Here is a 13,793-nt window from a genome sequence, read left to right as displayed (position 1 = left end):
TCCTGACAGGCTCCACCGACAGCGAGCGGCCGACCGGTACGGTCCCGGGGTGGCCCGCCGACGTACCTCCCGCTCCCGCGCCACACGAACCCCTCGCGCCCCGCGGCCGTTGCCGTTCGTCGGGCCCGGCGAGCGGCTGTGGGTCCTCGACGTGCCGTACGGCGAGTCCGTCGACGGCGCCACCTGGCACCCGGCGGTCAAGAGCCACCTGTACGTCGGGGCGCGACTGCCCCCGCACCTCGAGCCGTACCGCCCGGGGCCCTACACGCTCGGCCGGTTCGTCGAGAACGAGCTCAACCCGGGCGCTCGCACGACCAACCCTGTCGCCACCGACGCGCTCGAGCCACGGCAGCTCCAGTTCGAGGGTGCCGACGCCATCGCCGCCCGCGCCGAGGCCGGTGGACGGATGTTCCTGCTCGCCGACGAGCCCGGCGTCGGCAAGACGATCACGGCGGTGCTGGCCGCGACCGCGGTCGGCTCGCTACGGGGCGCATCGCGGGTGCTCGTGGTCGCCGACCGGCCCGCCGCCATCACCATCGGCCACTGGTGCCGCACCATCACCGCGCTCGGCGACGGTGGGCTCGACTGGTGCGTGATCACCTGGGACCGCCTGGAGAAAGTCGCCGGCCACCCGTGGGACATCGTCATCGCCGACGAGGCCCACGCGCTGCGGCGTACGACGACGAAGCGGTTCAAGCACTGGGCCAAGGTCTCGGGGCAGGGACTCCCCCACGACCGCGCGCCGTTCATCATCGCGACCACGGCCACCCCGGGGCACACTCCCTTGGAGCTGCCGTACCTCGCGCCGGCGTACGCCCAGGTCGTGGGCGAGCCGGTCCGCTCGTGGATCACGGCCTCGACGCCCGCCGCCACCTTCGCGGACGCGCTGGAGCGCCACGGTGTCGCCATCGAGCGCGGTGGGCGGTACGGCGCGACCTGGACCGACGACCCCGGCCGCCGGGCGGCCGACCTCAAGCTGGTCCGCGGCTGGTTGGCTGAGGAGGATCCGCCCGCGATGCTGCACCGCCCCGCGCCGTGGGGCCCCGTGCCCATCTCGGGCATGCCGGTCACGCTGACGGCGGCCGAGCGAGCGGCGTACGACGCGGAGTGGGGCGAGTTCTGCCGCGAGATGGACATCGCCCGGCGCGGACGCAACACCGCGAAGGGTCGCGCGGCGCTGCTGCGGTTCCGGCAGAAGGCCGGCCTGATCCGGGTCGACTCGACGGTCGCCTGGATCGGTCAGCAGGTCGACGCCGGACGCCAGGTGGCGTGCTCGGTCGAGTTCGTGGGGACCGCCGCCGACCCGATCGCCGACCGGCTGCGCGACTCGGGCCTGTCCGTGGCCACGATCTACGGTCGCGACCGGTTCGACGTCGAGGCCGAGCGGCTGCGCTTCCAGACCGGGGCCGCGCCCGTCTGCGTGTTCACCACCGTCGCCTCGATCAGCCTGCACGCGGGCGAGACGCTCCCCGACGGCCGCGTCGCGACGACCGCGCCGCGCGTCGGCGTGTTCCACCAGGCGCGCTTCTCCGGGATCGCCGGGCGGCAGGTCACCGGCCGCACCCACCGCGACCACCAGGTCTCCCCCTGGCACATCGCCTACGCCGAGGGCACCGTGGAGGAGCAGGTCGGCCGCGCGATGGTCGAGCGCATCGCTGCCGCCACCGACGCCGTCGGCGGCGACACCGCCGGCCTCGCCGAGGTCGCCGAGCTGCTCGGCGCCGACTGGCTGCCGGGGGCCTCCCTCACCGACGCCTGAGCGGCGGTGTTGGAATCACCGGTTCACCGGTGATTCCTGAACTTCCACCCCAACGCATCCCCCTGGAAGTTCAGGAACCGGTGAGAGCTGGTTACTGGTGGGACTAATGGGAGTTGCGGACGACCTCGAGGGCGTGCGCGAGATCGTCGGGGTACGTCGACTCGTAGGTGACGTAGTCGCCGGTCTCCGGGTGCTCGAAGCCGAGCTTGACCGCGTGCAGCCACTGCCGCTCGAGCTTGAGCCTGCGGGCGAGCACCGGGTCCGCCCCGTAGGTGATGTCGCCGACGCACGGGTGCTTGAGGGCGCTCATGTGGACGCGGATCTGGTGGGTGCGGCCGGTCTCGAGGTGGATCTCGAGCAGGCTCGCGTAACGGTGTGCCTCGAGCGTCTCGTAATGGGTGACGCTGTGGCGACCGTCCTCCATCACCGCGAACTTGTAGTCGAACTTGGGGTGCCGACCGATGGGCGCGTCGACGGTGCCCTCGAGTGGGTCGGGATGCCCCTGGACCAGCGCGTTGTAGGTCTTGTCGACCGTGCGGTGGCGGAAGGCGTTCTTGAGCACGGAGTAGGCGTGCTCGGACTTGGCGATCACCATCACGCCCGACGTACCGACGTCGAGGCGCTGGACGATGCCCTCCCGCTCCTTGGCACCGCTGGTCGAGATGCGGAAACCAGCGGCGGCGAGATGCCCGACGACGGTCGGGCCGCGCCAACCGGGGCTCGGATGTACGGCGACGCCGACGGGCTTGTCGATCACCACGATGGCGTCGTCGTCGTGGATGATCTTGATCCCCTCGACGATCTCGGGGACGACCTGGAGCGGGTCGACGACCTGCGGGATCGCGACGTCGAGGTCGGCTCCGGGGAAGACCCGCTCGCTCTTGGTGGTCACGGTGCTGCCGTTGAGGGTGACCCGACCGTCGGCGATCAGCTCGGCGGCGCGGGTGCGCGAGACGCCGAACAGCTGCGCCATGGCGACGTCGATGCGCTCGCCGTCGAGGCTGTCGGGGACGGGCAGGCTGCGGTGGTCGACGGCGGTCACTTCGAGGAGTCCTCTTCCGGGGTACGGCGACCCTCGATGGTGATGCCGCGCAGGATCTGGACCAGCAGCAGCACGGCACCGATGTTGATGCCCATGTCGGCGACGTTGAAGACCGGCCAGTGGGGCAGCTCCAGGAAGTCGACCACGTGACCCCTGAGGGCGCCCGGATCGCGGAAGACACGGTCGGTCAGGTTGCCGTCGATGCCGGCGAGGAGCAGGCCGAGGGCCACCGCCCAGACCGGATCGGCCAGACGTTTGCTGAACCAGAGCACGACGATCGTGGCGACGATGGCAAGGCAGCTCAGCGCGAAGGTCGCGCCGGTCCCCAGGCTGAAGGCGGCGCCCGCGTTGTGCAGCAGCTGCAGCTGCAGCAGGCTGCCGATCAGGTGGTGGTGCTCGCCGGTCTCCAGCTTGGTGACCGCGAGGTGCTTGGTCACCTGGTCGACGGCGTACCAGAGCAGTGCGACGACTGCGAAGAGCAGCCAGGCCCGCTTTCGTGTTCCTCGCGCTTCTTCCATGGTGCGCCGAGTTTCCCACACGGTCGGAGCGGTGCGGTCATCCTCGAAGGCGTCGCGCCGCCGCGAGGACCAGGCCCCACAGACCCGAAGCCACCGTCACGACGAGCAGCGCCGCCATGCCGAAGACCATCGCGCCACCGACGCCCTGCATCGCGCCGAAGAGCAGCCGCGAGAGCAGCGATGCGTGCCGCGCCAGACCGTGCAGGATCCCCCACAGACCACCGGCCGCGACTGCGATCGAGACGATGACCACGGTCGCGATCTCCACACCGCCGGGACGGCGGTCGAGCTCGACCACGGCGGACGTCGTCGCCGTCAGCGACGCTCCTCGCGCTTCTTGCAGGTCATGCAGAGCGTGGCGCGCGGGAAGGCCAGCAGCCGGTTCTTGCCGATCGGCTCGCCGCACTCCTCGCAGATGCCGTAGGTGCCGTTGTCGATCCGGGCCAACGCCCGCTCGATCTGGGTGACCTTCTCGCGCTCGTGGTTGAGGACCGTGAGCTCGTGGTCGCGCTCGAAGCTGGTGGCGCCGACGTCGGCCTGGTCCTGGCCCGCACCGTCACCGGCGTCGTGCAATAGGCCCGTCAGATCGGCCATCTGAGCCTCGATGACCTGCTCGCTGTGGGCGCGCTGCTCGTGGAGCTCGGTGATGATCTCCTTGAGCTCGGCCTTCGACCAGGCCTCCTCGCCAGCCAGCCGCGGAAGGGTCGCGGGGGTCGACTTCTTGGCGGGAGCCGTCTTCCTGGCCGGCGCGGCCTCCTTGGCAGCGGGCGCGGCCTTCTTCGCCGGAGCGGCCTTCTTCGCAGCAGGCGCGGCCTTCTTGGCCGGAGCGGCCTTCTTCGCAGCAGGCGCGGCCTTCTTGGCCGGAGCAGCCTTCTTCGCAGCAGGCGCGGCCTTCTTCGCAGCAGGCGCGGCCTTCTTCGCGGCAGGCGCGGCCTTCTTGGCAGGCGCAGCCTTCTTCGCCGGAGCGGCCTTCTTCGCAGCAGGCGCGGCTTTCTTCGCCGGCTCCTCGGCCTTGGCCCTCGTGGGGCGCAGGACTCGACGGGCAGCGGACGCGGCCGATCCGGCCAACGACTTCTTGGTGTTGCGGGCCATGCCTTGCTCTCCTCGCAAGCGACGAGCCCGTCAGCGGTGGCCGACGGGCTGCACCGGAGGTTAACGGGTCTGCGGGTCGCCGCCAAGGAGAAACCCCGTAAATAGGCACCGACCGTCCCCGAAAGATCGGGGACGGTCGGCGTACAGCAGAGGTACGAGCCTCAGGCGTTGTTCTCCTCGCCCAGGATCGAACGCAGACGCTTCGGGGCCGGAGCCTCGTCGGCCGCCGGCGCGACGGTGTCGCCGGGGACCTGCAGCGCGTCGAGCTGCTGGGTGAAGTAGCTCTTGAGGCGGGAGCGGTACTCGCGCTCGAACGAGCGGAGGTTCTCCACCTCGGCCGAGAGCTTGTCGCGCTCCTTCTCGAGGTCGCCGAACAGCTGCGTACGACGCTCGGCGGTCTCGCCGTCGAGGCCCTCGGCGCGGGTACGCGCGTCGGTCTCGAGGCGGTCGGCCTTGCCCTTGGCCTCGTTCTCGAGGCGCTCGGCCTTGGTACGGGCCTCGCCGACGATGCGGTCGGCCTCGTTCTTGGCCTCCTCGACGAGCTCGTCCGCGTTACGCGTGGCGATCTCGAGCAGGCGGGCAGCGGCGTTGGACGCCTGGGGCACGGTCTCGACACGGATCGTCTCGACACCACCCGCAGCGGCCGGGGCGGCGACCGGAGCGGCCACGGGAGCGACGACGGGCGCCGGCTCCTCGACCTTGGTCTCGACCGGGGCCACGACGGGCGGCTCGGGCTCGGCGACCGGCGCAGCGGTCGGAGCCGAGTAGTTGTCGAACGAGCCGGCAGAGCCCGACTGGGCAGCAGCGAGCTTCGCGCGCAGGTCGTCGTTCTCCTGGGTGAGGCGGGCCAGCTCGGCCTCCACCTCGTCCAGGAACTGGTCGACCTCACCCATGTCGTAGCCCTCACGGAGCCGGACCGGCGTAAAGCGCTTGTTGCTCACGTCCTCGGGCGTCAGCGGCATGACCTCACCTATCTTCGAGCCGGGAAAGACTTGTCAGTCACGAACCTTAGCGCCTGTCACATCAGTATCGAGAGTCCTCACATCCCGAGACGTTCCGAAGGCGGCTCTCGGCCGGCCATCCGGGCCTCGCCGGACGCTCACGCCAGCAGCGTCTGGCGGTTCACGGCGAGGACGACGTACGCCAGGACCATGACGATCACGAAGGCCAGGTCGAGCGAGATCCCGCCGATGCGCACCGGCTTGATCACCTTGCGCAGACCGAGCAGCGGAGGGTCGGTCGCGGAGTAGGCACCCTCGAGCAGGACCAGCAGCGGCCCCTTCGGCTCCCACGAGCGGGCGAACTGGAGCATCCAGTCGGTGACCAGCCGGATCCAGAGCAGACCGATGAAGAGGTACACCACACCCTCGATGACCTGACCCACGACGTTCACGACACCAATCCTAGGGAGAAGCCGAAAGCCGTGTCGCGACAGCGACACGGCTCTCCACGATGACGAGGTCGGGTCACCCGAACCGCGTGACCCGACGCTCGGCTACGACTGGTTGAAGAAACCCGAGTCGGCGATGCGAGCCTTGTCCTCCTGCGCGACCGTGACGTTCGGCGGCGAGAGCAGGAACACCTTGTTCGTGACGCGCTCGATGGTGCCGCGCGTGGCGAAGATCAGGCCGGCGGCGAAGTCGACCAGACGCTTGGCGTCGGCATCGTCCATCTCGCCGAGGTTCATGATGACCGGGGTGCCGTCGCGGTAGGACTCGCCGACGGCGCGCGCCTCGTTGTAGGTGCGCGGGTGGAGGGTCGTGATCCGGGAGAGCTCGGCGACGACCGACTGGGCCTGGGCCGGCGCCGGAGCGGTCGCCACGGGACGACGACGCTCGCTGATGTCGGCGACGTTGGCCTCACGCACGGGACGCGGCGCGCGGACGGGCGCCTGGGCACCCTCGTCGTCGTACTCGTCGTAGCTGGTGTCCTCGAGCAGGCCGAGGTACTCACCGATCCTGCGCATCGCACCGCTCATGGCACTTGCCTCCTCTGGGCTCCGGTCGGAGCCATTGGTCGTGTTTCGGACATTACTTGACAGGGGGCCTCGAACCGAGGACCGCGGACCCGACGCGCACGTGTGTCGCGCCGGCTGCGATCGCCTGCTCCAGGTCGCCGCTCATCCCGGCCGACAAGACGTCGGCCTCGGGGTGGTTGGTGAGGAATCCCGCGCGGATCCGCGCGAGGCGCGCGAACGCCTCAGCGGGGTCGGAACCGAGCGGTGCGACAGCCATCAGGCCGCGCAACCGGACGCCGTCGGTGGCGGTCGCGGCCGCGGCCAGGTCGGCCAGCTCGTCGGGATGTACGCCGGCACGGTGGTCGGCGCCGGGCGGGTCCAGGCTCACCTGGAGGAGCACGTCGACGAGGCGTCCGACCTCCGCCGCTCCCCGGGCGAGTCGCGGCAGCAGGGCCTCGCGGTCCACGGACTCCACGACGTCGGCGTACCTCGCGACGGCGGCCGCCTTGTTGGTCTGCAGGCCGCCGATGAAGTGCCAGCTCAGGCCCAGGTCGGCGGTCTCGGCCTGCTTGGCCTCGGCCTCCTGGTGGCGGTTCTCCCCCACGTCGCTGACACCGAGCTCGGCGAGGAGGCGTACGTCGGAGGCCGGGAAGAACTTGGTGACGACGGTCAGGTGCACGTCGGCGGCAGGGCGCCCGGCGGCTGCGCAGGCAGCGGCGATACGGGCGTGGGTCTGCTCCAGGCCGGCGCGGAGCTCGTCGAGGCGGCTCACGGGATCCACACCAGTCCCGCGAACCTGCCGGCGGCGGCGCCGTCGCGACGGAAGGAGTGCAGACGGGTGTCCTCCAGGGTGCAGCCGGGGACCTGCTCGGCCTCGATGCCGAGGGCGGCGAGCTGTGCCGCGACGCCGGCGCCCAGGTCGAGGGCGGGCGTGCCCCAGGAGGTCTCGGCACGGGTCTGCGGGACGAGCGCGGCGACCTCGTCGCGCATGGCCTCGGGCACCTCGTAGCAGTGGCCGCAGATGTGCGGTCCGATCCATGCGCGGATGTCGGTGGCGCCGAGAGCGCGCATGCGCTCCACGGTGCGGGTGACGACGTCGAGCTCGACGCCGCGGCGGCCCGCATGGGCAGCTCCGATGACGCCGGCATCGGCGTCGCCGAGCAGCACCGGGATGCAGTCGGCGACCCGGATCATCAGCGCGACGCCGGGGCGATCGGTAACGAGGGCATCGGCATCTCCCCTGTTCCCCTCGGGCGTGTCCTCGAGCGTGATCACGTCGGCCCCGTGGACCTGGGTCAGCCGAGCAAGGGGTACGCCGATCTCGGCGACCAGCGCGGCGACGCCGGTGTCGAACGCGTCGCCGCCCTCCTGCAGGTCGAGCGATGCGTCAGAGAACGCGACATCGACCCGGGCACCCTCACGGGTGCCCGGGTCGACGGTTGCACGGAACGCGAACATCAGGCCCTTGGTCGGAGCGGGACGACCTACTTGAGGAAGTCGGGGACGTCCAGGTCGTCGTCGAAGTCCATCGACGGCGCGGGACGGGCCGCGGCGGGCTCCGGCTGGGACGGCTGGAACTGCTGGTAGGGCTGCGACGTCTGGACCGTGGCCTGCGACGCGGGCGCCGAGGCAGTGACCGGGGCCGAGTCCTCGCGGCGGGTGGCGGCCGCGGCCGCGGCGGACGACGTCTCCTCCTGGCCGGGGCGACGCAGCGCGGTGGCACCGTCGCGACGCTTGGGCATGCCGCCGTCGAAGCCGGCGGCGATGACGGTCACACGGACCTCGTCGCCGAGGGCGTCGTCGATGATCGTGCCGAAGATGATGTTCGCCTCGGGGTGGACCGCGTCGGCGACCATGGCGGCCGCCTCGTTGATCTCGAAGATGCCGAGGTCGGAGCCACCGGCGATCGAGAGCAGCACACCGTGCGCACCCTCGATGCTCGCCTCGAGCAGCGGCGAGGAGACGGCCATCTCGGCAGCGGCCAGCGCACGGTCGTCGCCGCGGGCCGAGCCGATGCCCATCAGCGCCGAGCCGGCGTTGGACATGACGGCCTTGACGTCGGCGAAGTCGACGTTGATCAGACCCGGGGTCGTGATCAGGTCGGTGATGCCGGAGACACCCTGCAGCAGGACCTGGTCGGCCTGGCGGAAGGCGTCCATGACCGAGACGCTGCGGTCGGAGATCTGCAGCAGCCGGTCGTTGGGGATGACGATGAGGGTGTCGACCTCCTCGCGGAGCCGCTCGATGCCGTCGTCGGCCGACTTCTTGCGGCGCGCACCCTCGAACTGGAACGGGCGGGTGACCACACCGATGGTCAGCGCGCCGAGCGAGCGGGCGATGCGGGCGACGACGGGAGCGCCACCGGTGCCGGTGCCACCACCCTCACCCGCGGTCACGAAGACCATGTCGGCGCCCTTGAGCACCTCCTCGATCTCCTCGGCGTGGTCCTCGGCCGCCTTGGCCCCGACGTCGGGGTTGGCGCCGGCACCCAGGCCGCGGGTCAGCTCACGACCGATGTCGAGCTTGACGTCGGCATCGCTCATGAGGAGCGCCTGCGCGTCGGTGTTGATGGCGATGAACTCGACGCCCTTGAGCCCGACCTCGATCATCCGGTTGACGGCGTTGACGCCGCCGCCGCCGATGCCCACCACCTTGATGATGGCCAGGTAGTTCTGTGCTGCTCCCACGGTGGACCACTCCTCGTTTCCGTGTGACTGATGTGCGTTCGCGTGCTGTGCAGGAAGACCTGCTTGAAGTTCCGTGTCTCCGAGGCCTCAACCGTGACCCTCAGCCTGAGGGTTATAGTTATGTCAACCTCTTCGTGGTCATGACAGTAGGCAGCCCGGCGTACCGAATGCGGCAGACACGCCGCCACCCTGCAGGTTTCCCAAGGGATGCAGCCGAACCTGCACTCCCCTGGCGCTGCAACCCCTGGGAAGCGCAGGTTTCCCTGCATCCCTTGGGAAACCTGCAGCACCTCGCAGGCTCAGCGGGTGGTGGGCAGCCCGGGCACGGAGACGTCGAAGGACCGCGCCTTGGTCTTGAGCAGGTCGAGCAGGACCTGGGCCTTGGCGTCGGACTCGTCCGCACTCCCCCAGCGCACACGACGGCCGTCGCGCAGGACCAGGTCGATCTGGTCGATGGTGTCGACGCTGATGTGGTCGACGAGCTTGGCGATCTCGGGCGGCAGGGCCGCGGCGACCTTGGCACCTTCGCGCAGCGCGCTGGCATCGGCGGTCGGGCCGGTCTCGATGGTCGGCAGCCGGCCGGGGGTCTTCAGGCGCGGCATGAAAGGTACGCCGGAGGCGTCGACCTGGACGAAGTAGCTGTCACGCGCGAGCACCGCGACCGGCGTACGCTCCACGACCTCGATCCGGATCTTGTGGGGCCAGGAGCGGGAGACGTCGGCCGACTTCACGATCGGCATCGCCTCGACGCGCAGCTCGATCGCGTGCAGGTCGGTGCGGGCGAGGGTCTCCCCCATCGGCACCTGCGCCCGCTTGAGGACCTGCTCGGTCTTGAGCTGCTGCATCCCGACGACCTGGACGCCCTCGACCCGCAGCCACGGGGAGAAGTAGACGGCGTAGATCGCCAGACCCCCGAGCGCGAGGGCCAGCAGCACGACCAGGAGGTAGCGCCAGGTCAGCCAGCGTCGACCCCATTGCCGGCGCGCGAACCGGCGCCGGGTCCGGGCCTGCGGGTCAGCCACGCGCCCGCTCCAGCGCCTCGACGACCTGCGGTGCGAGCGCGGTCACGTCACCGGCACCGAGGGTGAGCACGACGTCGCCGGGCCCGGCGAGACCCGCGAGGAGAGGTACGACGGCGGCGCGGTCCGGCTCGAAGCGGACCTTCCCGGCGGGCAGGGTGACCGCGTCGGCGACGAGCGCGCCGGTGACCTCGGGGTCGGCGTCCTCGCGGGCGAGGTAGACGTCCATCACCACGACGTGGTCGGCGGCCGAGAGCTCCCGGCCCATCTCGGCGCCGAAGAGGCGGGTGCGCGAGACCAGGTGGGGCTGGAAGCAGACGATCAGGCGGCCGCCCTCGGCGACCAGCGACCGGGCGGCCTCGAGGTCGCCCCGGATCTCGCTGGGGTGGTGGGCGTAGGAGTCGTAGACCCGCACGCCGTCGACCGCCCCGATCGACTCCATCCGGCGCTTGGCGCCCTGGTGGCGCGCGAGCCCACGGATCAGCGCGGCAGGCTCACCGCCGAGCTCGAGCCCGACAGCCAGCGCGAACAGCGCGTCCTGGGCGTAGTGGCGGCCGGGCACGGCCAGCTCGACCTCGCCGAGGTCGACGCCGCGCGCGGTCACGTGGAAGCGGGTGCGCCCACCCTCGATCACCAGGTCGCTGCCGCGCACCAGGGCGTCCCGGTCGAAGCCGGCAGTCACGGTCGCGAGGTCGGGGCGCTCGGCGATGGTGGTGCCGGCGCGCGCCGCGAACTCGGCGAAGGCGGCCTCGTAGGCCTCCTCGGTGCCCCAGTGGTCGAGGTGGTCGGCATCGACGTTGGTGATCACACCCAGCTCGGGGGTGTAGACGAGGAACGCGCCGTCGGACTCGTCGGCCTCGACGACCGCCACCGGGCCGGAGCCCAGGCGGGCGTTGGTGCCGAGCGTGGCGACCTCGGCGCCGATCGCGAAGGTCGGGTCCAGCCCTGCCTCCTGCAGCGCCACCGTCGTCATCGCGGTCGTGGTGGTCTTGCCGTGGGTGCCGGCGATCGCGACGACGCGACGGCCGACGAGCACCGACTGCAGGCCGGCCGAGCGCGGCCAGAGTCGCAGCCCGCGGGCCTGCGCCGCGACGATCTCGGGGTTGTCCTCGCGAGCGGCGGTCGTCGCGATCACGGTGTCGGCGTCGCCGAGCTGGTCGGCGGCGTGCCCGACGTACACCTCGATGCCCTCGGCGCGCAGCGCCTGGACGACGGCCGAGTCGGCACCGTCGCTGCCGGTCACGGGTACGCCGGACTGGTGCATCAGCCGCGCGATGCCGGAGAGCCCGGCGCCGCCGATGCCGATGAAGTGCACCCGGCCGAGCTGGTCGGCGGGCAGGATCTCGGCGGGGACCGGGATCTTCACCTGGCGACCTCGAGGATGATCCGCGCCAGGCGTTCGTCGGCGTCACGGTGCACCAGGCCCGAGGCGGCGGCACTCATCGCGGCCAGCCGGGCCGGGTCGTTGGCCAGCTCGGGAACGATGTCGGCGACGTAGTCGGCGTCGAAGTCGGCGTCGGCGCGCAGCAGCGCTCCCCCGGCGTCGACGACGGGCTTGGCGTTGAGGGCCTGCTCGCCGTTGCCGATGGCGAGCGGCACGAAGATGGCGGGTACGCCGACCGCGGCGGCCTCGCTGACGCTGGAGGCACCTGCGCGGCAGACCATCAGGTCGGCGGCGGCCAGGGCGTAGTCCATCCGGTCGACGTACGGGACCACGACGTACGGGACGCCGCTGCGGACCGGCTCGACCCACTCGGGGTCCTCGGTGCCCTTGGGCCCCACGACGTGCAGGACCTGTACGCCGGCCGCGCCCAGTGCCGCCGAGGCGCCGGCGATCGCCCGGTTGAGGCGCCACGCGCCCTGGGAGCCGCCGGTGACGACGAGCGTCGGGCGCTCGATGTCCAGGCCGAAGAACGCGCGGGCCTCGTCGCGCAGCGCTGCGCGGTCGAGGGTCGAGACCATCCGGCGGATCGGCAGGCCGACGTACTCGGCGTTGCGCAGCGGGGTGTCCGGGAAGCTGACCGCGACCCGGTCGGCCAGGCGCGCGCCGACCTTGTTGGCGATGCCCGGCAGGGCGTTCTGCTCGTGGACGACCAGGGGCAGCTTGCGCCGCCGCGCGGCGACGTACGCCGGCATGGAGACGTACCCGCCGTAGCCGACGACGACGTCGGGCTGGATCCGGTCGATGATGTCGAGGGTGGCCTTGACCGCACCGCGCAGGCGCGCCGGGACGCGGGCCAGGTCGGCGTTGGGGCGGCGCGGCAGCGGGACCGGCGGGACCAGCTCGAGCGGGTAGCCCGCGGCCGGGACGACGGTGTTCTCCAGGCCGCGCGGAGTGCCCAGGCAGGTGATCTCGACCGACGGGTCGAGGCGACGCAGGGCGTCGGCGGTCGCGAGCAGCGGCGACGTGTGACCGGCGGTTCCACCGCCGGCGAGCAGCACCTTCACGGGGTTCAGCGTCCCTTCGCCTTGTCCCGGCGCTTCATGGCCAGCGCGCGTGCAGCGGCCGGCTCGCGCCGGGCGAATCCGATCACCAGACCGAGTGCGGTCAGGGTCGGGACAAGGCTAGAACCGCCGTACGAGACGAGCGGGAGCGGGATGCCGATGACGGGCAGCAGGGCGAGCACCATGCCGACGTTGATGATCATCTGGCCGAGCAGCCAGATCGCGATGCCGAAGCTGGCGTAGCGGATGAACGGGTCGGTGGTCTCGCGCGCGATCCGCACGATGGCGTAGGCGATGACCAGGAACAGCGCGACGACCAGCATCGTGCCGACCAGGCCCAGCTCCTCGCCGAGCACCGCGAAGATGTAGTCGGTGTGCGCCTCGGGCAGCGATCCCCACTTCTGCTGGCTGGCGCCGATGCCCTCGCCGAAGACGCCGCCGCTCGCGAGCGCGAACAGGCCGTGGACCGCCTGCCAGCCAGTGGAGTGGTACGCCGCCATCGGGTCCATGAAGTTGGTCAGGCGGGCCATGCGCACGGGGTCGATGGCGACCAGCAGGCCGGCGAGCAGGGCGACCGCACCGAGGCCGAGGCCGAACAGGCGCCGCGGTGCACCGACGACCCAGAGCATGCCCATCAGGATCGCGAAGAAGACGAGCGCGGTGCCGAGGTCGTCGCCGGCGAGCACCAGCAGCAGCGCGAGGCCCATGCCCGGGACGACCGGGATGAGCATCTCGTTGAGCCGGCCGAGGCGGCGCTCCTTGTTGGCGAAGATGTGGGCCGCCCAGATGATCAGCGCGAACTTGGCGATCTCGGAGGGCTGGATCTGGACCGGGCCGAGGACCAGCCAGTTGGTGTTGCCGTTGACGTCGCGGCCGAGGAACACCGTGGCGAAGAGCAGCGCGAGCGAGAGGGCGAAGCCCGGGTAGACCAGGCTGCGCAGCCACTTCTGGGACACCCGCGAGGCGAAGAAACCGCACGGGATCGCCAGGATCACCCACATCAGCTGGCGCTCGACGACGGCGTAGGAGTTGCCGTTGTTGAGGCGGTAGGAGTAGACGCTCGAGGCGCTCAGCACCATGATCAGGCCGATGGTCAGCAGCAGCGCGACCGAGCCGAGGAGCAGGTAGTAGGTCGTCAGCGGGCGGTCGAGCGCGTCCTTGGCGGCCTGCACCCAGGCGGGCCGGGCCACGGAGATCCGCGGCAGCTTGAGGCCGAGCTTGAAGCGGGGCTGGCGCTCGGGCGAGACGGTGGTGATGGCGACCCCTCCGTTCGC

The 13,793-nt window shown here is 71.3% G+C and carries 15 protein-coding genes; 1 reads left to right on the top strand and 14 read right to left on the bottom strand.

The features are described from left to right. Positions 1-49: 49 nt before the first annotated feature. Positions 50-1,759: a DEAD/DEAH box helicase gene (locus ACYVJ3_RS14645; RefSeq protein ID WP_460853789.1), complete on the top strand. Its 1,710-nt coding sequence runs from the start codon at positions 50-52 to the stop codon at positions 1,757-1,759. Positions 1,760-1,862: 103 nt separating this feature from the next. Here the strand turns inward: ACYVJ3_RS14645 and ACYVJ3_RS14640 are convergent, their stop codons facing one another. From ACYVJ3_RS14640 to ftsW, 14 genes are all read right to left on the bottom strand, one after another. Then, a complete protein-coding gene (locus ACYVJ3_RS14640) occupies positions 1,863-2,801 on the bottom strand; it encodes an RluA family pseudouridine synthase (protein WP_460853788.1) in 939 nt (312 codons plus the stop codon). Beyond that, a complete protein-coding gene (gene lspA, locus ACYVJ3_RS14635) occupies positions 2,798-3,319 on the bottom strand; it encodes a signal peptidase II (RefSeq protein WP_460853787.1) in 522 nt (173 codons plus the stop codon). Before lspA ends, ACYVJ3_RS14640 begins: the two co-directional genes overlap by 4 nt. 37 nt (positions 3,320-3,356) lie before the next feature. Beyond that, positions 3,357-3,617: a hypothetical protein gene (locus ACYVJ3_RS14630; protein WP_460853786.1), complete on the bottom strand. Its 261-nt coding sequence runs from the start codon at positions 3,615-3,617 to the stop codon at positions 3,357-3,359. Positions 3,618-3,634: 17 nt separating this feature from the next. Beyond that, a complete protein-coding gene (locus tag ACYVJ3_RS14625; protein ID WP_460853785.1) occupies positions 3,635-4,411 on the bottom strand; it encodes a TraR/DksA family transcriptional regulator in 777 nt (258 codons plus the stop codon). 161 nt (positions 4,412-4,572) lie between these two features. Then, positions 4,573-5,373: a DivIVA domain-containing protein gene (locus ACYVJ3_RS14620; RefSeq protein ID WP_460853784.1), complete on the bottom strand. Its 801-nt coding sequence runs from the start codon at positions 5,371-5,373 to the stop codon at positions 4,573-4,575. Between the two features lie 137 nt (positions 5,374-5,510). Further along, complete coding sequence (locus ACYVJ3_RS14615) at positions 5,511-5,804, bottom strand: YggT family protein (protein ID WP_460853783.1); 294 nt, start codon at positions 5,802-5,804, stop codon at positions 5,511-5,513. Positions 5,805-5,906: 102 nt separating this feature from the next. Continuing rightward, complete coding sequence (locus tag ACYVJ3_RS14610) at positions 5,907-6,389, bottom strand: cell division protein SepF (RefSeq protein ID WP_460853782.1); 483 nt, start codon at positions 6,387-6,389, stop codon at positions 5,907-5,909. Between the two features lie 52 nt (positions 6,390-6,441). Beyond that, positions 6,442-7,140, bottom strand: a complete 699-nt coding sequence (locus tag ACYVJ3_RS14605) for a YggS family pyridoxal phosphate-dependent enzyme (protein WP_460853781.1) — start codon at positions 7,138-7,140, stop codon at positions 6,442-6,444. Continuing rightward, the gene (pgeF, locus tag ACYVJ3_RS14600) at positions 7,137-7,826 is read right to left on the bottom strand and encodes a peptidoglycan editing factor PgeF (RefSeq protein ID WP_460853779.1); all 690 of its coding nucleotides are present in this window, start codon (positions 7,824-7,826) and stop codon (positions 7,137-7,139) included. Before pgeF ends, ACYVJ3_RS14605 begins: the two co-directional genes overlap by 4 nt. A 26-nt stretch (positions 7,827-7,852) precedes the next feature. Beyond that, the gene (ftsZ, locus tag ACYVJ3_RS14595; RefSeq protein ID WP_460853778.1) at positions 7,853-9,055 is read right to left on the bottom strand and encodes a cell division protein FtsZ; all 1,203 of its coding nucleotides are present in this window, start codon (positions 9,053-9,055) and stop codon (positions 7,853-7,855) included. A gap of 299 nt (positions 9,056-9,354) precedes the next feature. Further along, positions 9,355-10,077, bottom strand: a complete 723-nt coding sequence (locus tag ACYVJ3_RS14590) for a cell division protein FtsQ/DivIB (protein ID WP_460853777.1) — start codon at positions 10,075-10,077, stop codon at positions 9,355-9,357. Continuing rightward, on the bottom strand, positions 10,070-11,440 hold the full coding sequence (gene murC / locus ACYVJ3_RS14585) for a UDP-N-acetylmuramate--L-alanine ligase (protein ID WP_460853776.1): 1,371 nt from the start codon (positions 11,438-11,440) through the stop codon (positions 10,070-10,072). Before murC ends, ACYVJ3_RS14590 begins: the two co-directional genes overlap by 8 nt. Then, the gene (gene murG, locus ACYVJ3_RS14580; protein ID WP_460853774.1) at positions 11,437-12,522 is read right to left on the bottom strand and encodes an undecaprenyldiphospho-muramoylpentapeptide beta-N-acetylglucosaminyltransferase; all 1,086 of its coding nucleotides are present in this window, start codon (positions 12,520-12,522) and stop codon (positions 11,437-11,439) included. The genes murC and murG overlap by 4 nt, the downstream gene beginning before the upstream one ends. Positions 12,523-12,527: 5 nt before the next feature. Then, the gene (ftsW, locus tag ACYVJ3_RS14575; RefSeq protein ID WP_460853773.1) at positions 12,528-13,709 is read right to left on the bottom strand and encodes a putative lipid II flippase FtsW; all 1,182 of its coding nucleotides are present in this window, start codon (positions 13,707-13,709) and stop codon (positions 12,528-12,530) included. Positions 13,710-13,793 lie beyond the last annotated feature (84 nt).

The organism is Nocardioides montaniterrae (assembly GCF_054782655.1).
This window is presented reverse-complemented; position numbering and strand designations above follow the sequence as displayed.

What these genes read in the sequence shown, in the direction of transcription:
- lspA (WP_460853787.1), bottom strand. Translation starts at nt 3,319, where the DNA reads ATGGAAGAAGCGCGAGGAACACGAAAGCGGGCCTGGCTGCTCTTCGCA.
- ACYVJ3_RS14625 (WP_460853785.1), bottom strand. Translation starts at nt 4,411, where the DNA reads ATGGCCCGCAACACCAAGAAGTCGTTGGCCGGATCGGCCGCGTCCGCT.
- ACYVJ3_RS14620 (WP_460853784.1), bottom strand. Translation starts at nt 5,373, where the DNA reads ATGCCGCTGACGCCCGAGGACGTGAGCAACAAGCGCTTTACGCCGGTC.
- ACYVJ3_RS14610 (WP_460853782.1), bottom strand. Translation starts at nt 6,389, where the DNA reads ATGAGCGGTGCGATGCGCAGGATCGGTGAGTACCTCGGCCTGCTCGAG.
- pgeF (WP_460853779.1), bottom strand. Translation starts at nt 7,826, where the DNA reads ATGTTCGCGTTCCGTGCAACCGTCGACCCGGGCACCCGTGAGGGTGCC.